Source organism: Agromyces flavus, assembly GCF_900104685.1.
Classification (GTDB): Bacteria; Actinomycetota; Actinomycetes; order Actinomycetales; family Microbacteriaceae; genus Agromyces; species Agromyces flavus.
In genome coordinates, this window is sequence record NZ_LT629755.1 from 718,209 (window position 1) to 741,772 (window position 23,564).

At 69.7% G+C, this 23,564-nt stretch carries 24 protein-coding genes and 1 tRNA gene; 20 read left to right on the plus strand and 5 right to left on the minus strand.

Annotation, left to right across the window (positions count from 1 at the left end):
• The first annotated feature begins 51 nt into the window (after positions 1–51).
• The 12 genes from BLT99_RS03475 to BLT99_RS03530 are packed head-to-tail and all read left to right on the plus strand — an operon-like array spanning position 52 to position 11,299.
• A complete protein-coding gene (locus BLT99_RS03475) occupies positions 52–846 on the plus strand; it encodes a TIM barrel protein (RefSeq protein ID WP_092669322.1) in 795 nt (264 codons plus the stop codon).
• Positions 843–2,396 (plus strand): GMC oxidoreductase, encoded by a 1,554-nt coding sequence (locus BLT99_RS03480; RefSeq protein ID WP_092669323.1) that lies wholly within the window; start codon positions 843–845, stop codon positions 2,394–2,396. Before BLT99_RS03475 ends, BLT99_RS03480 begins: the two co-directional genes overlap by 4 nt.
• 49 nt (positions 2,397–2,445) lie before the next feature.
• The gene (locus BLT99_RS03485; RefSeq protein ID WP_092669324.1) at positions 2,446–2,850 is read left to right on the plus strand and encodes a C-glycoside deglycosidase beta subunit domain-containing protein; all 405 of its coding nucleotides are present in this window, start codon (positions 2,446–2,448) and stop codon (positions 2,848–2,850) included.
• Positions 2,847–3,974: a sugar phosphate isomerase/epimerase family protein gene (locus BLT99_RS03490; protein WP_092669325.1), complete on the plus strand. Its 1,128-nt coding sequence runs from the start codon at positions 2,847–2,849 to the stop codon at positions 3,972–3,974. Before BLT99_RS03485 ends, BLT99_RS03490 begins: the two co-directional genes overlap by 4 nt.
• Complete coding sequence (locus tag BLT99_RS03495; protein WP_092669326.1) at positions 3,971–5,035, plus strand: sugar phosphate isomerase/epimerase family protein; 1,065 nt, start codon at positions 3,971–3,973, stop codon at positions 5,033–5,035. Before BLT99_RS03490 ends, BLT99_RS03495 begins: the two co-directional genes overlap by 4 nt.
• On the plus strand, positions 5,028–5,810 hold the full coding sequence (locus BLT99_RS03500; RefSeq protein WP_092669338.1) for a nuclear transport factor 2 family protein: 783 nt from the start codon (positions 5,028–5,030) through the stop codon (positions 5,808–5,810). The genes BLT99_RS03495 and BLT99_RS03500 overlap by 8 nt, the downstream gene beginning before the upstream one ends.
• A 16-nt stretch (positions 5,811–5,826) precedes the next feature.
• Positions 5,827–6,243 carry a C-glycoside deglycosidase beta subunit domain-containing protein gene (locus tag BLT99_RS03505; protein ID WP_092669339.1) on the plus strand — a complete coding sequence of 139 codons (417 nt, stop codon included), beginning with the start codon at positions 5,827–5,829 and terminating at the stop codon, positions 6,241–6,243.
• Positions 6,244–6,269: 26 nt separating this feature from the next.
• Positions 6,270–7,433, plus strand: coding sequence for a Gfo/Idh/MocA family protein (locus BLT99_RS03510; RefSeq protein ID WP_092675555.1), 1,164 nt, complete (start codon positions 6,270–6,272; stop codon positions 7,431–7,433).
• A 32-nt stretch (positions 7,434–7,465) separates the two neighbouring features.
• Entirely contained in the window at positions 7,466–8,470 is a 1,005-nt protein-coding gene (locus tag BLT99_RS03515) for a sugar phosphate isomerase/epimerase family protein (protein WP_092669340.1), read from the plus strand.
• 8 nt (positions 8,471–8,478) lie between these two features.
• Positions 8,479–9,423 (plus strand): sugar phosphate isomerase/epimerase family protein, encoded by a 945-nt coding sequence (locus BLT99_RS03520; RefSeq protein ID WP_197675524.1) that lies wholly within the window; start codon positions 8,479–8,481, stop codon positions 9,421–9,423.
• Complete coding sequence (locus BLT99_RS03525) at positions 9,420–10,430, plus strand: sugar phosphate isomerase/epimerase family protein (RefSeq protein WP_092669341.1); 1,011 nt, start codon at positions 9,420–9,422, stop codon at positions 10,428–10,430. Before BLT99_RS03520 ends, BLT99_RS03525 begins: the two co-directional genes overlap by 4 nt.
• On the plus strand, positions 10,427–11,299 hold the full coding sequence (locus BLT99_RS03530) for a ThuA domain-containing protein (protein WP_092669342.1): 873 nt from the start codon (positions 10,427–10,429) through the stop codon (positions 11,297–11,299). Before BLT99_RS03525 ends, BLT99_RS03530 begins: the two co-directional genes overlap by 4 nt.
• A gap of 7 nt (positions 11,300–11,306) precedes the next feature.
• Here BLT99_RS03530 and BLT99_RS03535 read toward each other — a convergent pair whose 3' ends face one another.
• Entirely contained in the window at positions 11,307–11,774 is a 468-nt protein-coding gene (locus tag BLT99_RS03535) for a MarR family winged helix-turn-helix transcriptional regulator (protein WP_092669343.1), read from the minus strand.
• A 21-nt stretch (positions 11,775–11,795) separates the two neighbouring features.
• Here BLT99_RS03535 and BLT99_RS03540 point away from each other — a divergent pair, with 21 nt between their 5' ends.
• Positions 11,796–12,071, plus strand: a complete 276-nt coding sequence (locus tag BLT99_RS03540) for a hypothetical protein (RefSeq protein WP_229724697.1) — start codon at positions 11,796–11,798, stop codon at positions 12,069–12,071.
• A 24-nt stretch (positions 12,072–12,095) separates the two neighbouring features.
• On the opposite strand, the gene BLT99_RS03545 is transcribed toward BLT99_RS03540, so the two are convergent.
• Together BLT99_RS03545 and BLT99_RS03550 are read right to left on the minus strand one after the other, a co-directional pair.
• Entirely contained in the window at positions 12,096–13,097 is a 1,002-nt protein-coding gene (locus tag BLT99_RS03545) for an alpha/beta hydrolase fold domain-containing protein (protein WP_157674925.1), read from the minus strand.
• A gap of 227 nt (positions 13,098–13,324) precedes the next feature.
• Positions 13,325–13,837, minus strand: a complete 513-nt coding sequence (locus BLT99_RS03550; protein WP_308209004.1) for an ASCH domain-containing protein — start codon at positions 13,835–13,837, stop codon at positions 13,325–13,327.
• 113 nt (positions 13,838–13,950) lie between these two features.
• On the opposite strand from BLT99_RS03550, the gene BLT99_RS03555 reads away from it, so the two are divergent.
• Complete coding sequence (locus BLT99_RS03555; RefSeq protein ID WP_092669345.1) at positions 13,951–15,441, plus strand: HNH endonuclease signature motif containing protein; 1,491 nt, start codon at positions 13,951–13,953, stop codon at positions 15,439–15,441.
• 83 nt (positions 15,442–15,524) lie between these two features.
• On the plus strand, positions 15,525–15,869 hold the full coding sequence (locus BLT99_RS03560; protein WP_092669349.1) for a three-helix bundle dimerization domain-containing protein: 345 nt from the start codon (positions 15,525–15,527) through the stop codon (positions 15,867–15,869).
• A gap of 15 nt (positions 15,870–15,884) precedes the next feature.
• Here the strand turns inward: BLT99_RS03560 and BLT99_RS03565 are convergent.
• Together BLT99_RS03565 and BLT99_RS03570 are read right to left on the minus strand one after the other, a co-directional pair.
• Positions 15,885–15,966: transfer RNA gene (locus BLT99_RS03565), tRNA-Leu, on the minus strand.
• A 15-nt stretch (positions 15,967–15,981) separates the two neighbouring features.
• A complete protein-coding gene (locus tag BLT99_RS03570; RefSeq protein WP_133988558.1) occupies positions 15,982–16,635 on the minus strand; it encodes a hypothetical protein in 654 nt (217 codons plus the stop codon).
• A 221-nt stretch (positions 16,636–16,856) separates the two neighbouring features.
• Here BLT99_RS03570 and BLT99_RS03575 point away from each other — a divergent pair, with 221 nt between their 5' ends.
• From BLT99_RS03575 to BLT99_RS03595, 5 genes are all read left to right on the plus strand, one after another.
• Positions 16,857–19,136, plus strand: a complete 2,280-nt coding sequence (locus BLT99_RS03575) for a PAS domain S-box protein (protein ID WP_166670929.1) — start codon at positions 16,857–16,859, stop codon at positions 19,134–19,136.
• Positions 19,137–19,140: 4 nt separating this feature from the next.
• The gene (locus tag BLT99_RS03580) at positions 19,141–20,802 is read left to right on the plus strand and encodes an FAD-dependent oxidoreductase (protein ID WP_092669352.1); all 1,662 of its coding nucleotides are present in this window, start codon (positions 19,141–19,143) and stop codon (positions 20,800–20,802) included.
• Positions 20,803–20,831: 29 nt separating this feature from the next.
• The gene (locus BLT99_RS03585) at positions 20,832–21,776 is read left to right on the plus strand and encodes a hypothetical protein (protein ID WP_092669353.1); all 945 of its coding nucleotides are present in this window, start codon (positions 20,832–20,834) and stop codon (positions 21,774–21,776) included.
• Positions 21,777–21,855: 79 nt separating this feature from the next.
• On the plus strand, positions 21,856–22,116 hold the full coding sequence (locus BLT99_RS03590) for a hypothetical protein (protein ID WP_092669354.1): 261 nt from the start codon (positions 21,856–21,858) through the stop codon (positions 22,114–22,116).
• Positions 22,117–22,222: 106 nt separating this feature from the next.
• Positions 22,223–23,554: an ion channel protein gene (locus BLT99_RS03595; protein WP_092669355.1), complete on the plus strand. Its 1,332-nt coding sequence runs from the start codon at positions 22,223–22,225 to the stop codon at positions 23,552–23,554.
• Positions 23,555–23,564: the final 10 nt, after the last annotated feature.

A 23,564-nucleotide genomic window follows, 5' to 3' on the forward strand; every position in this document is an offset into this window, starting at 1 on the left:
CCCGCGCCGCACGTCGCCCATCACATCCGAACACACCCATCAGGAGCACCCGTGTACCAACTCGCACCCAACATCGAACTGCTCTTCACCGAAGCCGGCGACTATCACGACCGCGTGCGCGCCGCCGCGGCGGCAGGGTTCGACGCCGTGGAGATGTGGGGCCCGACAGGTTCGGACGCGCCGTCGCAGCCGAAGGACCTCCCTGCCCTCAAAGCGGCGCTCGAAGAGACCGGCACGCAGCTCACTGCGCAGCTCTCGGAGCCGCGCACGCAGTTCATGATCCCGCCGTGGGACCACTCCGAGTTCTTCCGCAAGCTCGACGAAGGCGTCGCGATCGCGCAAGACCTCGGCTGCCCGCGCATCGTCGTGGGAAGCGGCACCGGCTTCGGCGGGTGGAAGCGCCAGGTGCAGCTCGACAAGCTCATCGAGATCTTCCAGAAGGCGGTGGCCCAGATCGACGGGTCGGGGATCACCCTCGTGCTCGAGCCGGTCAACGTGCGCGTCGACCACCCCGGCTCGCTCCTGGACCGCACCGCCGAGGGCGTCTACGTCGCCAAGGGCGTGGACTCGGCGTTCTTCGGCGTGCTCTACGACATCTACCACTCGGCTGTCGAGGGCGAGGACATGGCGGCCGAGCTCGCGAACGCCGAGGGCCTCATCAAGTACGTGCAGCTCGCCGACGCACCGGGCCGCGGCGAGCCCGGCTCGGGATCGCTCGACTGGGCGGAGCGCCTCGGAATCCTGCGCGCGTCGGGCTACGACGGACCGATCGGCCTGGAGTACTACCCGACGGTCGAGTCCGTGGCATCCGTCGCCTTCATCCGCGAAGTGGCGGCGTCGGCATGACTCGTCCTGAGCGAGCGCAGCGAGACGAAGCGGCTCGCTACCCCGAATCGGTCGACGTCGCCATCGTGGGGAGCGGCCCGACGGGCGCCGCCTACGCACGCATCCTGAGCGAGCAGACGCCGGATGCCTCGATCGCGATGTTCGAGGTCGGCCCGACGGTGTCCGACCCGCCGGGCGCCCACGTGAAGAACATCGAGGACCAGGCGAAGCGCGAGGAGGCGCAGCGGCGTTCGCAGGGCCCGGCGGCCGACGAGGCCACCACGCGCGGTCCGGGCTCGGTGACCGATGGAATGCGTCGCGCACGTCCGGGCACCTACCTGCTTCCCACCGGCTATCGACTCGACGGGGAGGATGGCCTTCCGGTGGCCGCCTTCTCGAGCAACGTCGGCGGCATGGCAGCCCACTGGACAGGTGCGTGCCCGCGCCCGGGCGGGAGCGAGCGCATCGCCTTCCTTCCCGACCTCGACGAGCTGCTCGGCGAGGCGGATCGCCTGCTCGGAGTGACGATGGATGCCTTCGACGGTGCGCCCTTCACCGCGCTCGTCCGAGAGCGGCTCGCCGCGGCGGTCGACGAGGGCCGCGAGGAGTGGGCGCGGGTGCAGCGCATGCCCCTGGCCGTGCACCGCCGGGCCGACGGGCGGCTGGTCTGGTCGGGATCCGACATCGTGCTCGGCGACGTCACGCGCCAGAACCCGAACTTCACGCTCTTCGACGAGTCGCTGGTCACGACAGTGCTCGTGGAAGAGGGTCGCGCCGTCGGCGTGACGGTGCGCGACCTGCGCTCCGGCGAGGAGCACGCCGTGCGCGCACGGTTCGTGGTGGTCGCCGCAGACGCGCTGCGGACTCCGCAGCTGCTGTGGGTTTCCGGCATTCGGCCCGCCGCGCTCGGACACACGCTCAACGACCAGGCGCAGGTGGTCTACGCCGCTCGACTGCGCGATGTGGAGGCTCCCGCGGCCGAGCAGGTCGCGGCATCCGGAGCGCTCAGCGAGCAGAGCGGCGTGAGCTGGGTGCCGTTCACCGACGACATGCCGTTCCACGGACAGATCATGCAGTTGGATGCTTCGCCCGTGCCACTCGCGGACGACGACCCCGTCGTGCCGGGCTCGATCGTCGGCCTCGGACTCTTCTGCGCGAAGGATCTGCAGTGGGACGACCGAGTCGAGTTCTCGGCCGACAGGGTCGACAGCTACGGCATGCCGGCGATGACGATCCACTACCGCCTCACCGACCGCGACCACGCCGTGCTCGACCGAGCGCGAGAGGAGATCGTCGCGCTCGCGAACGCGGTCGGAGAGCCGATCGGCGACCAGCCGTTCACGATGCCGCTGGGCGCGTCGCTGCACTACCAGGGCACGACCCGCATGGGCGAGACCGACGACGGAAGGTCGGTGTGCAGCCCCGACAGCGAGGTGTGGGGAATCCCGGGCCTCTTCGTCGCGGGCAACGGCGTGATTCCCACGGCCACCGCGTGCAACCCGACCGTCACCTCGGTGGCGCTCGCCGTCCGCGGAGCCCGCAGAATCACCCGAGAGCTTGCTTCTGTCTGATTCAGACATTAGAGTGTAGAAACATAGACAAAGTAGTCAGGAGAATCACGTGATCCCCGATCGCATCATCGAGCAGGGCACGCTCACGACCGATGGGACACGTGCCTCGGTCGAGGTCCGCCTGCCCTGGTACCGGGCGCTCCCGGCGTCGTGCATCGCCGGCGCGAAGCTCAGCGTCGACGGCGTCGAGGCGCCCGCAGAGTCGCTCCGGTGGGAGATGAACGGCAGGACGTTCACGTTCGCCGAGCTCGTGCCGAACACCGAGGAGTGGTGGTTCCCCACCGATTCGGCGGTGCTGTCCGGCGATGTCCCGGTGGCAGAGGATGGCGAGCACAAGGTCGCCGTCGAGCTGGTCCTCTACATCCCGTACATCGTGATCGGCGCCGACGAGGTGCTGCACATCGAAGAGAAGGACTCCAAGACCATGAGGGCCAAGAAGGCGGTGGCGGCATGAACCTTCGACAGGCTCAGGGACCGGAACTCGGCACGCCCATCCAAGGCGTGACGCTCTACAGCTTCACGCGCGCCTTCCACGGCCGCGAGTACGACCTCGAGGGCCTCATCCGCAAGGCAGCGGCCGAGGGCTTCGGCCCGGGCCTGGAGATCATCGGGTTCTCGAGCTTCCGCGGCTTCCCCGAGATCGACGACAACTACGCCGGCTGGTTCAAGGACCTCATCGCCGAGACGGGGCTGGTCACGACCTCGCTCGCGGTCAACGCCGACATCGGCATCCATCGCGATCGCCTGCTCACGCAGGACGAACTGCTGGAGTACATGCGCCGCCAGATCGCCGCCGCGGCGAAGCTCGGCTTCCCGATCGCGCGTGTGCAGATCTCGATCACGCCCGACTCGATGGAGGCGCTCGCCCCCATCGCCGAGGAGTACGGCGTCACGCTCGCGCTCGAAGTGCACGCCGACCAGTACGCCTCGCACCCGCGCATCTTGGCGCTGCGCGACCGCTATGAGAAGGTCGGCTCGCCCTTCCTCGGCTTCACGATGGACTGGGGTGCGACGGTCTCGGGTTTCGCGCCCTCGCTCATCGAGGCGTACCGCCGCCGCGGCGCCTCGGAAGAGTTGCTGAACGCCGTCACCGGGTTGTGGGACGAGTTCTTCCAGCAGGGCCCCCCGGCCGACCAAGCCGAGCACGGTCAGCGCTTCGGTCGCTTCATCGGCCTCGCCGCCCAGCACGGGCGACCCGACCTCGGGATCGACATGGGCATCAACGCGACCGGCCTGTTCGGCCCGGCCCGCGTGGACGACTGGCTCGAGATCTTCCCGTGGATCAAGCACGTGCACGGCAAGTTCTTCGGCATCGACGACCAGCACGAGGAGCCGTCGGTCCCGGTGCGCGACCTCATTCGCCTGCTCGTGCAGAACGGCTACAACGGCGCGATCTCGAGCGAGTACGAGGGCTGGCACTGGAACTCCTGGCAGAGCCCGTTCGACATCATCCGCGACGAGCAGGCCGTGCAGCGTTCTGCCGCCGCCGACGCCGGCTCGCGCATGACGACCGACCTCGCCGAGGCGCGGGCCCAGCTCGCCGCCTGGCTGCCCACCACCCAAGGAGCATCCGCATGACCGCCCTTCGACAGGCTCAGGAACGGGACGGCATCGCCGGCACCGGCATCAAGCTCGGCACCACCCTCTACTCGATGACGAGCGAGTTCGCCGCCGGCCTCTACACGCCCGAGACGCTCATCGCCGCCGTGCATCAGGAGGGCATCGGCCCCGGAGTCGAGTTCAACATCGCCCAGCTCCTGCGCACGTACCCCGACGTCGACGACGAGTTCGTGAAGCTGTGGTTCGACTCCCTCGAGAAGTACGGCCTCGAGGCGAGTGCGGTCGGCACGAATCTGGACATGGGTCGCCGCAAGGACCGCGACATGACGCCAGACGAGGAGCACGATTTCCTCGCCCGCCAGCTGAAGACGGCGAACACGCTCGGCTTCCGCAGGATCGTCATCCGTTCCGCGGGGAGGGAACTGCTGCGCAGCCTGCTCCCGCTCGCGGAGGAGTACGACCAGTACCTGGGCTACGAGATCCACGCGCCGGAAGGGCCCAACAGCCCCAAGGTCGTCCAGATCCGCGAGCTGTACGACGAGCTGGGCAGCGAGCGCCTGGGCTTCACCGCGGACTTCTCATCGACGATGCACAGCCTCTCGCCGACCCTGCTGCGGACCCTTGGCAAGATGGGGATGGACGAGAAGTACTTCCCGATCATGGACGAGATCTGGCACAAGCCGTTGCCGATGCACGTGCGCAACCAGGAGTTCGAGGACGTCCTCACTGCCGACGGCGTCGACTTCCTGCGTTTCGGCCCCTTCACGCGACTCGCCTTCAACATGCACGGGCTCGTGCCGCCCGAGGAGTGGCTCGACATCATGCCGCAGATCTTCCACGTGCACGCCAAGTTCTACGCCATCGACGACAACGGAAACGAGCCCGCGATGGACATCCCGCGGATCGTCCGCCAATTCGTCGAAGGCGGCTACACCGGCTACCTCTCGAGCGAGTGGGAAGGTCACGCCTTCGCCGACCTCGGCGAGGACGACCCCATCGACCTCGTGAAGAAGCAACATGCCCTCATGCGCAGGGCCATCGAAGAAACCGTCGCTGCCAAGGAGGCCGCACGTGTCTGACACCATCGCCCCCGCCACGCTCGCCGAGCTCCAGTCGGAACTGGCCGCCCTGCGCGAGGAGGTCGCCGCCGCGCGCGCCCTCGCGCAGCGCGCGGAGGACCGTGGACAGGTGGAGAACCTGTTCAACCGCTACATGTACCTGCACAACGCCTTCGAGGACGAGCAGATCATCCCGATGTGGGTGAAGGAGGGCACCGAGGGCATCCGCGCGCGCTACACCAACGCGGGGCAGTACACCACCTGGAAGAGCGTGACCGACTACCACCGTGGTCGCCCGCATCCCGTCGGAAAGCTCATCCTGCACGCCACCACCACCCCGGTCATCGAGGTCGCGGCCGACGGCAGGACCGCCAAGGGCGTGTGGATCATGGCGGGCACCGAGTCGGGCCTTACCGACCCGAAGGTCGCCGAGGCGTTCCCCGACATGTACTCGCCTGAGGAGGTGCTCGGCAAGAAGGTCTGGGCGCACTGGGTGTGGTGCAAGTACGCGATCGACTTCCTCAAGCAGGACGGCGAGTGGAAGTTCTGGAAGTTCCGCTGCTACGAGCTCGCCCGGGCCCCCTTCGAGGAGAACTGGGTCAGCTTCGGCCTGAAGAACCAGGGCGCGTTCGACCTCGACCTGATGTACTTCGGCGACGACGGCAAGCCCGTCTTCATGCCGCCGGCCGACGAGCCGGTGCCCTCCACCAACCACCCGTACAGCCCCGAGACGGTGCAGAGGCTCGAGCCGGAGCCGCCCGTTCCGCACGGGACCTTCACCGACACGTACGTCTGACCTGCTCGGAGGAGCCATGGCCACCCACGATTCCCTGTTCGCCGACGACGACGTGCGCCGCACCGATTCCGGCCTCGCCGTCTCCGTGCAGCTTCCCTGGTACCGCAGCCTCTGGCTTTCCGCGGTCGACGGGGTCGCGGCATCCGTCAACGGCGAGCCGATCGCCACCGAGAAGCTCCGCTTCGTGCTCAACGGTCGCGAGTACCGCATCGAGGAGCTCCCCGAGCAATGGGACACCCTGTGGTTCGTGGCGGACCGCCCGGAGATCCTGATCGATCTCGGACGCGCTCCGTCGGCGGGCGAGAAGGTCACCGTCGAGGTCGCACTCACCATGCGTCTGCTCTACATGCAGATCATGCCGGGCGTCGACGGCGGCCCCGGGCGCTACGTGACCAACCGGGTTCCCGTTCAGCGCGAGCTGGTGTTGACATGAGCGAGACCCGGCCCCTGCGGGTCGCGATGATCGGGTACGGGTTCATGGGGGCTGCGCATTCGGTGGGGTGGCGTCAGGCACCCAGGGTGTTCGAGCTGCCCGCGGCGGTGGAGATGGCCGTCGTGACTGGGCGCAATGCAGAGGCGGTGGCGGATGCTGCGGCGCACTGGGGCTGGCAGGAGTCGGCGACCGACTGGCGCGCGGTGATCGCGCGCGACGACATCGACATCGTCGACATCGTGACGCCAGGCGACTCGCACGCCGAGATCGCGATCGCGGCATTGGAGGCGGGCAAGCACGTGCTCTGCGAGAAGCCGCTGGCGAACACCGTGGCGGAAGCGGAGGCGATGGCGGATGCTGCTTCCCGCGCGGCTGCCCACGGCGTCCGGTCGATGGTCGGCTTCACGTACCGCCGCGTGCCTGCGGTGACGTTCCTTCGCGACCTCATCGCTCAGGGAGCCGTCGGAAGGATCGCGCAGGTTCGTGCGGCATATCGCCAGGACTGGCTCGTCGACCCCGAGATGCCGCTGGCGTGGCGCCTGCAGAAGGAGCACGCCGGCTCGGGTGCGCTCGGAGACATCGGCGCGCACATCATCGACATGACGCAGTTCGTGACGGGTCTGGACGTGACCGCCGTGTCGGGTGTGCTCGACACGATCGTCAGGGAGCGGCCGTTGCAGGGTTCCGGCTCGGGCCTGTCGGGGACGGCGGCCGAGGGGTACGGCGAAGTGACGGTCGACGATGTCGCGATCTTCACCGGTCGCCTGTCGACCGGCGCGCTCGTCTCGTTCGAGGCGACCCGGTTCGCGACGGGGCGCAAGAACGCCCTGACGTTGGAGGTGTCCGGCGACAAGGGCGCCCTCCGGTTCGAGCTCGAGGACCTCAACACGCTGTGGTTCTACGACCGCACCGCCCCGGCCGAGACGCAGGGTTTCACCCGGATCCTCGTCACCGAGGCGCAGCATCCCTATGTCGCAGCGTGGTGGCCCGCGGGTCACATGCTCGGCTACGAGCACGGGTTCAGCCACCAGGTGGTCGACCTCATCACCGCCATCGCCGAGGGCACTGACCCGCACCCCTCCTTCGCGGAGGGCCTCTCGGTGCAGCGGGTGCTCGATGCGGTGGAGCAGAGCTCCGAGCGCGGCTCCGCATGGGTCCCGGTCGGCGCCTCGGTCCCCGCCTCTCGATGAATTCGAACCGACGACAGAGCAAAGGAGCTGGGATGCCTCGTCCGATCACGCTGTTCACCGGCCAGTGGGCCGACCTCCCGTTCGAGGAGGTGGCGCGGCTCGCAGGGGGGTGGGGCTACGACGGCCTCGAGATCGCCTGCTGGGGTGACCACCTCGACGTATCGCGTTGGGACGACGACGCATACGTGCAGTCCCGGCTGGACATTCTGGAGCGCAATGGGCTGAAGGTGTGGGCGATCTCCAACCACCTCACCGGCCAGGCGGTCTGCGACGACCCGATCGATCAGCGCCACCGCGACATCCTGTCCGACCGCGTCTGGGGCGACGGGGATCCCGAGGGTGTGCGGCAGCGCGCCGCGGAGGACATGAAGGACACCGCCCGGATCGCGGCGAAGCTGGGCGTGAGGACCGTCAACGGGTTCACCGGGTCGTCGATCTGGAAGGCGGTGGCGATGTTCCCGCCCGCGTCGGACGAGTGGATCGCGGCGGGCTACCAGGACTTCGCCGACCGGTGGAACCCGATCCTCGACGTGTTCGAGGAGGTGGGGGTCCGGTTCGGGCTCGAGGTGCACCCCAGCGAGATCGCGTACGACTACTGGACCGCCAAGGCGGCGCTCGAGGCGATCGGTCACCGCGAGAGCTTCGGGCTGAACTTCGACCCGTCGCACTTCATGTGGCAGCAGCTGGACCCGGTCGCGTTCGTGCTCGATTTCGCCGACCACATCTTCCATGTGCACGTGAAGGAATCGATCACCAACCTCGACGGACGCAACGGCGTGCTCGGCTCGCACCTGCCATGGGCGAACCCCCGCCGCGGGTGGACGTTCGTGTCCACCGCACACGGCCAGGTGCCGTGGGAGCCGCTGTTCCGGGCGCTGAACGCGATCGGCTACGACGGGCCGACGAGCGTCGAGTGGGAGGACGCCGGGATGGACCGGCTGGTCGGCGCGCCCGAAGCCCTCGCTTTCGTGCGGAAGCTCGCTGAGATCACGCCCCCGCACGCGTCCTTCGACGCGGCATTCGCGACGAGGGCGTGAGGTCGGCCATGAAGTGGAGCTACATGGACCACTGGCGCAGCCAGTCGCCGCACGGCCCGATCGATCAGTGGGAATCGCACGACACGATGGACCGCTTCCTGAAGCAGGTCGCGGCGGTCGGATACGACGCGATCGACACCTTCGACTTCCGCTACTACCAGATCATGGGGATGTACGGGTCGGTGGCGAACTACCAGGAGTTCGTGCGCGAGCGTGGGCTCGAACGCATCGTGAACATCTTCCACGCGGCCGACTACGACACTCGGAACTATGCGCCGCACCTGCCCGAGACGCACGAGAACATCCTCGAGGACTTCCGCATCACGATGGACCGCTGGTCGGGCATCGAGCTCGACAACATCATCGTGATGCCGGCCACGCTCTATTACGACATGGAGCCGGTCACCGAGGATAAGATCAAGATCACGGCCGACCTCTGGAACAAGGTGGGCGAGATCACGGGTGACGCCGGTGTGAAACTGACATGTCACCACGAGTTCTTCTGCGGCATCCAGTCGAAGGAGGAGCTCGACACGTTCTACGCGAACACCGACCCCCGGTTCGTGAACCTCTTCGTCGACACCGCCCAGCACTGCATCGCATCGGTGGATCCCGTGGAGTTCTACGAGCAGTACGCGGACCGTGTGACCGGGTTCCACTTCAAGGACACCCGCCACCGCGACCTCATCGGCGACTACCGCCGCCGACCCGACTCGGAGATCATGGCCGAGACGACCCCGCGCTGGTTCTACGAGATGGGCGACGAGGGCGGCCTCGTCGACTTCGAGGCCTTCATGCGCGCCGTCGTGCGCAACGGCTACGACCGATGGCTCACGGTCGAGCACGACAAGGCGAACAAGCTCGGCGGGGACCACGCCGAGAGCACCGCGATCGCCCGCTGGTACGCGAAGAACGTCCTCGAGCGCGTTGCGGCAGAGGAGTCGGGACGATGATCCGATGGTCGTACGGAATCAACCAGTTCAAGCCGCAGTTCGACGATTTCACCCGGCGCCGCGAACATGAGCGGGCGCTCCGGGTCATCTCGATCTCCGGATTCACCGGCGTCGAGCTGAGCGCCGGCAGCGGGCGTTGGGAGCCGCTGGGGAATCCGACGCAGATCGCTGCCAACTTCGGCTCGGTGGCGGGCTTTCGTGAATTCGTCGAGGATGCCGCGCTCGACTCCGTGAGCAGCTGGGTATGGGATCCGACCGCGCCGTTCCAGGAGGATCTCTCCCACGGAACGGATCCGCTCGACCCCGAGGCGCGGCCCCTGCTCGTCGAACATGCTCGGTGGCTCGCGAAGGCGCTCGAAGAGCTCGGCGGGAGTGTCCTGGTCGCTCGCCCGTGCGCCGGTGCGGGTCGCACGGGACCGCTCGACGACGCCGCCATCGAACGCCTCGCATCCACCTGGCAGCTCGTCGGCGAGGCGATCGCCGAGTACGGCGTAAGGCTCGGGCTCCATTTCGATTTCCTGTCCGGGCTCCGGGCGGATGGCGGGTTGGAGCGGTTCGTCGCGGCAAGCGACCCCGATGTGGTGGGCCTCACCCTCGACACGGCCGAGTTGACCATCGCCGGCATCGACCCCGTCCGCTTCCTCGAGCGCCACGCCGATCGAGTCGTCCACGTCCAGCTCAAGAACGCCGCCGTCGTGGACGATCTCGAGGAGTACCGGCAGCCGGCGGCGGAGTACGGGGTGCTGAGGGCGGGCGGATCCCGGGCGGTGCCGCGCTGGTTCCTCGAGCTGGGAGCTTCGGACGGGTTGGTCGACTCGACGAAGTTCGTGCGCGCCCTCCGGGAGTGCGACTACGACGGCTGGATCGTCGTGGAGAGCGACTTCACGCCGCACCCTGCCACGAGCGTCATGTTGAACGGGTGGGAGATGCAGCACGTCCTCGCTCCCATCCTCCAAGGACCGTCCACCACGACGTCGGACACGCGAAATGAGAGAGCCCTCACATGACCGAACTGCTGAACGTGCTCATCCTCTCGGGGCACATGACCCGGGAGCACGACAACGAGTTCCGCAGCTTCCGGCTGCACAACCAGTGGATCACCACCCTCCTGGAGGACACCGGGCGTTTCAGGGTGCGCGTCGTCGAAGACCCGCGCGGCCTCGGTGCCGAGATCATCGACAAGTACGACGTGCTGATCGTCGTGTTCGAGGGTCGCGACGGGTTCTTCGAGAAGGCCGTCGGATTCGGAGCGGAAACGGATGCCGCGATCCTGAAGTTCGTCCACGACGACGGTAAGGGCATCGTGTGGTTCCACGGCTCCGCCGCGCAGGAGGACCGCTGGGGCTACCCCGAGGAGTACAACGTCATGCGGGGTGCGAAGCTGAGCGCGTATGAGACCGGCCTTCGTCCCCGGCCGTGGGGCGAGGCGCAGCTCGACACCGTCGAGCCGCGGCATCCGATCACGGACGGGATCAGCGCCCGCTGGACGGTCACCGGCGACGACATCCTCACGGGCGTGAACCTGTACGAGGGTGCTCAGGTGCTGCTGACGACCTTCGACGACCTGGAGGCCTACGAGAAGGCGCCCGTCTGGCCGATGTCGCACTATCCGGTCGAGATCCCCGAAGGCGGCATCGCCGAGTTGAACGGCATGAACACCGACCAGCCCATCGCGTGGATCAACGAGTACGGCACGGGCCGGTCGTTCACGATCACGATCGGCCACGACATCGACACGTTCCGTCGGATCGAGTTCATCCGGATGTTCCCGCGAGGTGTCGAATGGGCGGCGACGGGGGAGGTCACGCTCGAGGGGCCGGATCGGCGGGGCGAACGGCGGTTCCTTCCGTGGCCGTACTACAACGACGAGGGCTGAGGAAGTCCTACCCGGCGTCCGTGAGCGGCGAGATGCGCTGCAGGATGGCGCTGAGCCGGGCGTGCAGGTCGACGAGCTCGTCCATTCCGATGCCCAGGGCATCGACCACCTTCTCCGGCACCGCCCTGGCCTCGCGGCGAAGTGCGTCCCCGGTCGGGGTCAGGCGGAGGGCGAGCTGACGCTCGTCGTCTGCCGATCGCTCCCGGGACACATAGCCGGCGGCCTCGAGCCGCTTGACGAGGGGTGAGAGGGTTGCCGGTTCGAGCCGGAGCACGGTCGAGATCTCCTTGAGGGACCGGGGCTCTCGTTCCCAGAGCGTCAGCATGACGAGGTACTGCGGATGCGTCAGGCCGAGCGGCTCGAGGATCGGCCTGTAGGCGGCGATCACGGACCGCGACGTCACGGCCAACGCGAAGCACAACTGCCGTTCGAGCAGGAGGAGGTCGTCCGACTCGGTGTCGACGAGGCTGGTCATTCGTTTAGTATACTAATCATCATGGCACGAAGGAATCCCGACAGTGACGGCGTCCTGGCGAACCCGTTCGCAGGCAGGCGCGGGTTCTTCAACCGGCTGAACCGCTTCGTCTACACCTTCACGGGACCGGCTCAGGTGGGAATCGGGCGTCCCGAGGCACCGTACGAGCCGCCGGCCGACCCTCGATGCCCGATCTGCGGCGCCCCGATGGCCGAGCATCGCGTCGACCGGTCGGGCGAACGCACCCAGCTGTACTGCCCGGCACCGGCCGGCGTGGGGGCCGGCGCCGGCGCCTGATCGAGTCGAGCGAGCCGGGTGGGTTCACGCCGCCCGCGGTGACCACCGACCGAGCAGGTGCTCGGCGACGGCGTCGAGCGTGACCTGTGCCGTCGGCTCGGCGGGCCGGCTCATCGAGCTGTGCGCCGCGCCGGGCGTCATGCGCACGACTGCGGGCACGTCGGCAGCGCGCAGGCGTTCCGCGAAGTCCTCCCCCGAGGTGCGGATCGTGTCGATCTCCTCGGTGATCACGAGCGTGGGCGGGAGGCCGGTGAGGTCGCCGTTGGCGGGGAACGCGTAGGGGTCGTCGAGCACGCTCCGACGTCCCGCGTAGTTCCAGGCCATGTGCGTGAGGTCCTCGGGTGAGACCACGGCGTTGGTGGTCGCGGCCCGCATGCGCTCGAGCATCCCGGTGGGCCACGGGGCTCCGAAGGGGTGCAGGAACGGGGTGACGAGCACGAGTCCGGCGGGAATCGTGTCGGTCCCTGGGCGGGAGTCGCGGAGTCGCTTCGCGACGCCCGCGGCAAGGTTGCCTCCGATGCTGGAGCCGCCGAGATGGAGCGCGCCGGGCGCCACGCCGAGTTCCCGCGCGTGCGACGCGGCCCAGCGCCATCCGGCCAGTACGTCGTCGGATGGCACGGGATAGTGCACGCCCCGGACCGCATGCCGATAGTCGAGCGACACGACCCTGATACCTCGGTGCGCGAACTCGAGAGATGGCCAGTGGGCATCGGCGCGATCGAGGTCGCCGCCGATGAAGGCGCCGCCGTGCACCCAGACGAGCCCGATGCCGTTGGGATGCGGCGGGCGGTACGTGCGGGCGCGCACCGGGCCGTGCGGTCCAGGAACGACGACATCCTCGAACGTCACCTCGGCGAGGTGGGGGAAGCGCGTCAGGAGCGCGGCGGGCGTGGACGACGGGTCGGTCGCGGGTAGGTTGCCGGAGAGCTCGGCGATGCGCAGGAGGTCGACGAACGGCGGGATGCCCGCCTCGGTGGTCCGCCCCGCGATCCGGATCAGCAGGTTGGGCGCGATGCGGCCGAGCACTGCCGCGAGGAGGCCGCTCGCCGTCGCCCTCCCGGAGGGCCGCGGGAGAGGGAGGCGTTCGCCGGGCGAGCTCGGCGGACGCGGGGGTTCGGTGGTTCGAGCCTCCTGAGACACTCCGCCACCTCCCGGGTCTTCTCCTCGCCCGGCGGCGGGATCCGGCACGTCGGGCGTCAGCGGCGCGATCTCGTGGCTGCAGGGACGAGATCGCCTGTCTGGATGCTACGCGCTCATCCCGGATTCGGCGCCCCCGCCGTCGCCGTCGTCGCGCCAGGCGACCTCGAATCGCTCGAAGACGATCTCGTGCGCTTCGGTCCACTCGAAGCCGAGCGGGGTGCGACGCGCTGCCAATAGCGACGGTGGTTCTCTCGCCACGAGGCGAGCGTGCGGTCGTCCTCGCCTTCGTCGTGAGCGAACTCCTCGTCAGCGTCGGCGAACGTGCCGATCCGCAACTCGGTGCTGCGCAGGATGGCGCGGGGGCGGCCGGTCGAATCGCACGCGATCCAGTGGCTGCCGATCCGGGGGAGCGCCTGCGACTCCGCGGCGAACTCCGCGACGAGCGACGCGGTCGCCCGCTTGGCGCCGTCGAGCACCAGCCCGAGCAGTTCATCGGTGAGCGCGGGATGGTCCCCGAACTGCTCGACCGAGGGCAGCTCGGTATCGGTCGCACGATCCGGGTGGGCGGCTCGGTAGTGGTCCCAGAGCGCGTGCGCGGCGGCGATGTCGACGGGAGCGTTCGGCATGCGGACAGTGTGGCAGAGGAGGTCGGCGGTGGCAGGACGGGGTGTTGGAATCTCGCCCTCGTCAGGTGTTCCTGCGTCGTTCGGATGTCGGTGGGTGTTGGTTGACTGTTCGTATGACGCCGCCCTCGACACCGCTGCTCGAGTGGATGGGCGGTGCCGGCGAGGGCGACTTGATCGATGAGGCGTTCGTCGGTGACGGATGGCTCGAGGAGGCGTTCGCCCGACCGTCGGCCGGGGCGCAGACGCCCTCGGTCGACCGCACCGCGACCGAGGACGTGGCGCTGGCGGAGGAGTTGGCGCGGGTCGTGTCGTTGGAGCGCACTATGCGGTGGGCGCAGGCCGAGCAGTTCCGCCTGGTCGAGTCCGCCAGGGTGCGACACGCCCGCCTCGAGGGTGTCGGTGAGGTGTCCACGGCGGCGCAGCGGGAGTTCGCGACCCGCTCGTTCGTGGCCGAGCTGGCGACCACCCTGGTGGTGCCCGAGGCGACCGCGGGCCGGCTGGTCGCCGACGCGACCCGACTGGCCGGGCCACGCGCCGCGACCCTCGCCGCACTGGCCGCCGGAGAGCTCAGCGGCGCCCATGTCCGGTCGCTGCTCGAGGTCACCTCGACCCTGCCCGGCGAGGCCGCCGACGAGGTCGAACGGGTCGCGCTCATGGACGCCGGGTCCCGGACCAGTGCGGCGTTCCGCCGTCGGCTGCACCGGCTCCGGGAACGCCTCCATCCGGAATCGTTGTCCGACCGGCACGCCCGCGCCGCGTTGAATCGTCGGGTGGCGTTGGATCCGGCGCCGGACGGGATGGCGTGGCTCAGCCTGTTCCTCCAGGCCGACCGGGCCGTGGCGATCATGGCCCGCCTCGACGCTCTCGCCGATGCCGGCGACCCCAAGCGGCCCGACCCGCGCACTACCGCGCAACGCGCTGCCGATGTGGCGGCGGACCTGCTGCTCTCCGGCACCCTCGACCACCCCGACCGGCTCCTGGCCGCGGCCACCGGACGGGTCGCGGGCAAGATCGTGGTCACCGTGCCCGTGCTCACCCTCCTCGGTGTCAGCGACGAACCCGCCGAGCTGGACGGGTACGGTCCGATCGACGCCGATACTGCGCGCCGCCTGGCCGGGCACGCGCCGTCGCTGCACCGCCTGCTGGTGCATCCTGAGAGCGGCGCCGCTCTCTCTTACGGGCGCACGACCTATCGGGCGGGGGCCGACCTCGCCGGGTATGTCCGGGTCCGTGACGGCGGCTGCCGGTTCCCCGGCTGCGCCCGCCGGGCCACGACCACTGACCTCGACCACACCGCCGCGTGGGCGCACGGCGGCCGCACTGACGCCGACAACCTCGCCCACCTCTGCCGCGCCCACCACCGCCTGAAACACCACACCGGCTGGCGAATGGTCCACGAACCCGGCGGCACCATCCGGTGGACCTCACCCGCCGGACACCACCTCACCACCCACCCCGAACGACCCTTCACCCCCGTCGGTCGACCCGGCACTCCGCTGCCAGCGCCGCCCGCGCCGCCCCCGACGGAGACCGATCTTCACGAGCCCGTCGAAGACAACGACCCACCATGGCTGCACGCGCGTGCTGCGTCCCTGGCGGCCTGATTCGTACCTGCACGCCCGCTGTCGCCACGCACACCGTCCCCACCTCCTTGTGCTCCCGCCGTCGGGCGTCGCAGACTTCCGACATGACGACGGGACCTGACGAACAGCAGGCGATGGAGCATGTGGCCGCGCGGCTCATGGAGCAGTACCCCGACGCGACGCGCGAGCGCGTCGATGAGGTCGTCGACGAGGAGCACCAGCGCTACGACGGCCGGCCGGTGCGCGACTTCGTCCCGGTCCTCGTCGAGCGGGCCGCCAAGGATCGTCTGGGAAAGGAGACCACCGCCGCGCCCCGCGGCCGCGGCGCGGACGCGACCGCGGAGCAGGACCGCAGCGAACCACAGGAGATCGACCCGATGGAGCGCGAGCGGCAGAAGGAACGCCACTCGGGATTCTTGTTCGGCGACCTCGGCGGCGGTCCGTCGTAGGCGTCAGGACGAGCGTGCGGAAGGTGGGACTCGAACCCACACGCCCGAAGGCACAGGAACCTAAATCCTGCGTGTCTACCGGTTTCACCACTCCCGCGAGTGCTCGCCCAGTCTAGGCGGCGGGAGACGGTCCCGAGCCGAGCTGCGTGAACAGACGGAGCTTGCGCTCGATCGCCTGCGAATCGCTCGGCAGGTCCCAGAGGTGCACGTCCTCATCGGGGGCATAGCGGATGGTGCGCGACGACGTCACCACCTCGATCTCGTCGTGCTCCACGCCGAAGAGGTCGGCGCCGCGGCGAGGGGTCGAGCGGATGATGGTCCCCAGCGATTCGCCCGTGGGTGTCGCGATCACGCGACCCGCGTGCTGGGGCCGCAGTCCGCGTGCCGTGATCCGCTTGAGCGGCCGCGGTTCGGTGCCGCTCAGGTTCGGCCAGCACACCTTGCAGCCGCGCATGCCCGAGATCGCGCCCGCGCGCTCCCGCGTGAGCAGTGCCGGCAGCGGGATGCGGTACGTGTCGTCGGCGGCGAGCCGCCGGCGATGCTCGTCGGTCCAGCGAGCACGCCGGTCGAGGTGCGGCTCGACGGAGGGGCACTCGAGGCGGTGGAGCGTCTCGTCACGACGGCCCGCGCGGGTGATCGCGAACTCGGCTCCCTCGCCGAACGCACGTCGCAGGGCCTCGAGTTCCTCCGCGACGATGCGGTCGACCAGCTCGACCACATCCGCCGTGTCGTGCTCCTGCGGTTCCGCCGATTCGGATGTCAGCATCCGTCCTCCGTTCCTCGTCGTCCCCCGGGAGCACCGTCGCTCGAGGCCGAATGTACTCGACGCCGACGCCGCTCCGGCGCAACCGCGCCATCCGGATCACCGTGTCCGGCGTCGGCGAGGGGCGCGCGCCCCGGACGGGTGATGGCCCGGCGCCGCTCGGCGGGGTTAACCTGACCTTCAAGGACCGACCGGATCGCAAGGACGCGGCGAGGAGGGACTGGATGGCCGACCGAGGGCTGATCCTCGTGGTGTCCGACGACGATGCCGGCGCAGTGGAGGAGCTGCGCCACATCCTCGACGGCGGGCGGTACGACCTGCTCACGGCGCGGGGCGACGAGACGCCGACGCGAACCGCGCTCGCGCACGAGCCCGACCTGATCATCGTCGACACGGCGCTCGAGCACGTCGACCCGTTCGACTTCGTCGACGACCTTCATCGGCATGGACAGGGTCGGGACCTGCCCGTCGTCTTCGTGGCCGACGACGATGACACCGAGAAGCGCGTCCGCGCCCTCGAGTCGGGCGACGACCTCATCTCGACTCCGTTCGACGCGAGGGAGGTCCTCGCGCGCATCGAGCGGCAGGTCACCGTCTCGCGAGCACGGCTCGCGCTCCGGAAGTCCGATGCGAACTTCCGCTCGGTCATGGAGTCGTCCACCGACGCCATCGTGTCCGCCGACGCGGACGGCGTGATCCGCAGCTGGAACAGTGCCGCGACCACGCTGTTCGGGCACACCGAAGCCGAGGCCGTCGGCCAGAAGCTCGAGCTCATCATCCCTGAACGGTTCCGCGACCGGCACCGCACCGCCATCCACCGCGTGAGCAGCGGCGGCCCCACGCACGTCATCGGCTCGACCGTCGAGCTCGCGGCACTCCGCAACGACGGCACGGAGTTCCCGATCGAGCTCTCGCTCACGACGTGGTTCCTCGACTCCGACCGCTACTACACGGGCATCATCCGCGACATCAGCGAGCGCGCACAGGCCGAGGAGCGGTTCCGCTCGGTCATCGAGTCGGCGATCGACGCGATCATCTCGATCGACCACACCGGCCGCATCCTCTCGTGGAACTCGGCGGCCACCCGCATGCTCGGACACACGGAGGCGGAGGCGATCGGGCGGCAGCTCGAGCTCGTCATCATCCCCGAGCGCTACCGCGAGCTCCACCGCGCCGGACTGACGCACTTCACGCAGACGGGGGAGGCGCACCTGATCGGCCGCACCGTCGAACTGTCGGCGCTCACGAAAGCCGGCGACGAGATCCCGGTCGAGCTGTCGCTGTCGACCTGGACGGTCCGCGGCGACCGCTACTACACAGGCATCCTCCGCGACCTCGGCGACCGAAAGGCAGCCGAGGAGGCGCTGCGCCGCAGCGAGGAGGAGTTCCGCGCCAAGGAGGAGGAGTTCCGCAGCCGCAACGCCGAGCTCGAGGAGTCGTTGCAGCAGATCGGCACGATGCAGGACCAGCTCATCCTGCAGGAGAAGATGGCCTCGCTCGGCAAGCTCAGCGCCGGGATGGCGCACGAGATGAACAATCCCGCTTCGGCGGCCCAGAGAGGGGCCGATCAGGCCGTCGTCGTCTTCGCTCGGCTGCAGGAGGTGGGGATGCAGGTCGGCCGCCTGGGCCTCGACCACCCCCAGTTCGACCGGCTTGCGGAGCTCGATGCGCTCGCATCCGAGCGCGCGTACCAGCCGATGCGCTTCGCCGCGGTGGAACGCAGCGATCGGGAGGCCGAGCTTGAGGACTGGCTCGAGGCGCGCGACGTTCCATCCGGGTTCGAGATCGCCCCATCGCTCGTGAGCCTCGGCGTCTCGCGCGACGACCTCGAGGAGCTCTGCGACGTCTTCAGCGCCGACGAACTGCCGGTGGTCGTGGAGTGGCTCGGGCTGAAGGCGGCGATCTACTCGCTGCTGTCCGAGATCGTGGTCGGCACGAATCGCATCGTCGACCTCGTGCGGGCGATGAAGACCTACACCTACATGGACCAGACCCCCGTGCAGGACGTCGACGTGCGATCGGGCCTCGACAACACGCTCGTCATTCTCCAGAACAAGCTCAAGCGAGGTGTGCTCGTGGTGCGGGAGTACGACCGCGACCTGCCGACCATCCAGGCGTACGCGAGCGAGCTCAACCAGGTGTGGACGAACCTCATCGACAACGCCACCGACGCCATGGAGGGCGTGGGCACGCTCACGATCCGGGCGCGCCGCGAGGGTCCCTGGGTCGAGGTGCAGATCGAGGACGACGGGCCCGGCGTGCCCGCCGACATCCGCTCGAAACTCTTCGACCCCTTCTTCACGACGAAGCCGCCCGGCCAGGGCACGGGGCTCGGCCTGGCGATCTCGCGGAGCATCGTCGTCAAGAAGCATCACGGGCAGTTCGACCTCGAGTCGCGGCCCGGATGCACGCGGTTCACCGTGCGCCTGCCGATCGACTTCGCGCCGGACGACGAAGACCGCGACCCCCGGCACGACCCCTCACCCCAGCCCGAGGAGGTGTGATCCGATGGTCAAACCCGTGATCATGACCGTCGACGACGAACCGCAGGTGCTCAACGCGGTGGCCCGCGACCTGGCGGCCCGCTACGGCACCGAGTACCGCATCGTGAAGGCCGGCTCGGGCAAGGAGGCCCTCGAGGCGGTCGAGGAGTTCGAACGCCGCAACACCCCCATCGCGCTGTTCGTCGTCGACCAGCGCATGCCGGGCATGACGGGCACCGAGTTCCTCACCCAGGCGATCGAGCACTTCCCCGATGCCAAGCGCGTGCTGCTGACCGCGTACGCCGACACGGATGCCGCCATCACGAGCATCAACGCGATCGACCTCGACTACTACCTGCTCAAGCCGTGGGATCCGCCCGACGAGCGCTTCTACCCCGTGCTCAACGACCTGCTCGACGAGTGGCACGCCAACACCCCACCGGTCTACGAGGGCATCCGCGTGGCCGGCACGCTGTGGTCGCCGACCACGCACGCCGTCAAGGACTTCCTCGCCCGCAGCCAGATCCCGTACCAGTGGCTCGACATCGACCGGAACGAGGCGGCCCGCGCACTCGTCGAGGCGACGCGCGACGGCAAGTCGAAGCTGCCGGTGGTGTTCCTGCCCGACGGCACGGTGCTCGCGTGCCCCGACCTGCACACGCTCGCCGAGCGCATCGGCCTGCGCGCGCCCGCGCAGGCGCCGTTCTACGACCTCATCGTGATCGGGGCTGGTCCGGCGGGCCTGGCTGCCGCGGTGTACGGCGCGTCCGAGGGGCTTCGCACGGCGGTCGTCGAGCGCGAGGTGCCCGGCGGGCAGGCGGGAACCAGTTCGCGCATCGAGAACTACCTCGGCTTCCCCCACGGCATCAGCGGGGCCGACCTCGCGCGTCGCGCGGTGACGCAGGCCAAGCGCCTCGGCGCCGAGATCCTGAGCCCGCTCGCGGTCACCGGCATCCGCCTCGAGGAGACCTACAAGATCGTCACGCTCGACGACGGCAGCGAGCTGCGTTCGCGCGCGCTCCTGCTCGCAACGGGCGTCGAGGCGCGCACGCTCGGCATCCCCGGCGAGGACCGGCTGCTCGGGGCATCCGTCTACTACGGCGCGGCGGCCAGCGAGGCGGTGGACTACACCGGATGTCGCGTGGTCGTCGTGGGCGGTGCGAACTCGGCGGGGCAGGGCGCCATGTTCCTGTCGCGCTACGCCGAGCAGGTGACGATCATCGTGCGCGCCGACTCGCTCGCGAAGAGCATGTCCCAGTACCTCATCGACCAGATCGAGCTGGCGCCGACCATCACGGTGATCCCGCACACCGAGATCAGCTCGCTCACGGGCGAGCAGCGGCTCGAATCGGTGCAGCTGCGCGACCGGACGACCGGCGAGGAGTCGACTATGCCGGCCGACGCCATGTTCGTCTTCATCGGCGCGGTCCCCGGGTCGGACCTCGTGCGCGACCTCGTCGAGACCGACGACCACGGCTTCGTGCTGACCGGCCTCGACCTCGTCCGCAACGGGGAGCGTCCGAAGGGCTGGAAGCTGAAGCGCGACCCGCTGCCGCAGGAGACGAGCGTGCCCGGCATCTTCGCCGCGGGCGACGTGCGGCATGACGTCATCCGCCGGGTCGCGTCGGCGGTGGGTCAGGGCTCGGTCGCCGTCAGCCTCGTGCACCAGTACCTCGAGACGGTGTGAGGGTGGGGCGGTCGCGCCATGATGGGGTCATGGCGACGACCGATGCGCTCACCGAGGCCGCCGATGCGCTCTACGCGCTCGTGCCAGAGGAGTTCACGGCTGCGCGGAACGCGCGGGCCGCCGAGGCGAAGCCGGGCGACCCGGCGCTCGCGAAGCGCATCGCCGCGCTCAAGCGGCCCTCGCCGTCGGCTTGGATCGTGAACCGGCTCGCGCGCGAGCACGCCGACCGGGTGGCCGACCTGGCGGGCCTCGGGGGCGAGCTCGCCGACGCGCAGGCGTCGGGCGACGGTCGCGCGATGACTGCGCTCGTGGCCGAGCGGCGCGAGATCGTGGGCGACCTGCTGCGCGCCGCGGTCGAAGTGGCGGATGCCGCGGACCGGTCGCCGTCGCGTGCCGTGCTCGACGAGGTCGAGCGGACGCTCGTGGCCGCGACCGTGTCCGAGGACGCCGGCGTGGTGGTGCGGACGGGGCGGCTCGTGCGGGCCCTCCAGGCCGTGGGGTCCGACGTCGACCTCGACGGGGCCGTCGCGGGCGAGGCATCCGCTGCACCGCCGCGAGCACGGCCGAAGCGAGCCGGTGCGCCCACGACGGGCGAGCCGGGGGTCGAGAAGAACGCGGCGAAGGGCACGGCGAAGGGCGACGAGGAGGCCGAGGCGGATGCCGCGGCCGAGCGTCGTGCGGCGCGCGACCGCGCCGAGGCCGCACTGCGCGAGGCGCGCGAGCACGCCGACGAGACGCGCGGCACGCTCGACGCCGCGACCGAGCGGCTCGAGGCGGCGACCCGCCGGCTGGAGTCCTTGCGCGAGGAGCGCGACGAGCTCGAGCGGCGCCTGGACGAGTTGCGCGATGAGTTGGGTGACGCCGATCGCGAGGCTCGGACCGCGCGGCGGGAGCACGAGTCCGCGACCGACGCGAACGACCGCGCCGAGGTCGGCGTCGAGGACGCGGAGGACGAGCTCGCCGAACTGGACTGAGGCCGGGGGAGCTGCGCCCGCGCTGTCAAGCCCGTCCCCGAGACATCCGGCGCCGCCTAGCGTCGAAGGCGGAGACACCATGACCCGCCCCGAACTGGATCTGCATCGCCGCACCGACGGAGAGTGGCCCGATGCCGTGAAGACCGCCGTGCTCGTCCTCGCGGGGCTCTCCGTGGTCCTGTGGGTGACGGGCATCTGGTTCACGGTGCCGGTCTCGCTTGCGGCTCTCGCGCTCGCCGAGATGGCCGCGCCCGAGCTCGGGCGGGCTCGCATCTGGCTGCTGCTGCTCGGCATCGCGGGCGTGGTGCTCGGCGTGGGCCGCATCCTTGCCACGATCTAGCGGATTTCCTCGCGCGCGTCGACCCGCTCACGCCCTAGTGTGTGGGGTGGGGGACGGGCGGCGACGACGCCGCAGCATGGCGCACCTCTCCCGCCAGGAGGTGGTCATGACCGACGCTCGGACCGACCAGGCCGAACTTCCCGCGCCCACGCCACGCCAGCTCGCCCTCCTCGCGGTGCCGGCGCTCATCATCGGCATCATCACCGCGCTCATGCTCTGGGGCCTCGAGGCGATCGCGGGCGTGATCGAGGACTACGTCTGGACCACGCTGCCCGAGGGGCTCGGCATCGATCCGAGCGGATGGTGGATCGTCGTCGTCCTCACGACGACCGGCTTGCTCGTGGGGCTGGGACTGCAGTTCATCCCGGGCCACGGCGGGCCCGACTCGGCCACGACCGAGCTCTTCGAACCGCCGGTGAAGCTGCGCGTGCTGCCGAGCATGGCGATCGTCACCGTGCTGGGCCTCGCGGGTGGCGTCAGCCTCGGCCCCGAGAACCCGATCATCCTGATCAACGTCTCGCTCGCGGTCGCGCTGCTCGCCCGCTTCATGCCGGCGGTGCCGCCGCGCCTGGCCATGTTGATGGCCGCGTCGGGCACGATCGGCGCGCTGTTCGGCACGCCCGTCGGTGCGGCGCTGCTGTTCACGGGTGCGCTCGCCGCGGTACGTGGCGGCGGGGCCCTGTGGGACAAGCTGTTCCTCCCGCTCGGGTCGGCGGCTGCCGGCGCCGCGACCATGCACGTGCTCGGACAGCCGCCGCTCGTGTTCGACGTGCCGCCGAGCACGGTCGACCCGCTCGACATGCTCGTCGGCATCCTCGTCGCGTGCGTCGCCGTGCTGCTCGGACTCATCGCGGTGGTGGCGCTGCCCATCGTGCACCGCGCCTTCCACGCGCTGCGCAGCCCCATCCTGATCGCCACGCTCGGCGGCTTCGTGCTGGGCCTGCTCGGCCTGCTCGGCGGCCCGATCACGCTGTTCAAGGGGCTCGAGCAGATGGGCGAGATGCTCGAGAACCCTGATGCGTACTCGGCGGGCGATCTCGTGCTCATCACGTTCGTCAAGATCGCCGCGCTCGTCGTCGCTGCGAGTGCCGCCTTCCGCGGCGGACGCGTCTTCCCGGCGACGTTCATCGGAGTCGCGATCGGGATGTTCGCGGCCGCTGTGATCCCCGGCTTCCCGCTCGGCCTCGCGGTGGCGTGCGGCCTCATCGGCATGCTGCTCGTCGCGACGCGCGACGGCTGGATCTCGCTGTTCATGGCCGCCGCCGTCTCGGGCGACATCGCCCTGCTGCCGTGGCTGTGCGTGATCATCCTTCCGGCATGGCTGCTCGTGTCGCGCGCTCCGGAGCTTCGGATCGTGCCGAAGAAGCCCGCCCAGGAGCAGCCCCACGCCGACGCGAGCGCCGCGCCACCGCCGCCGCGCCCGGCCGACGGGGTCTGACCCGGTTCCC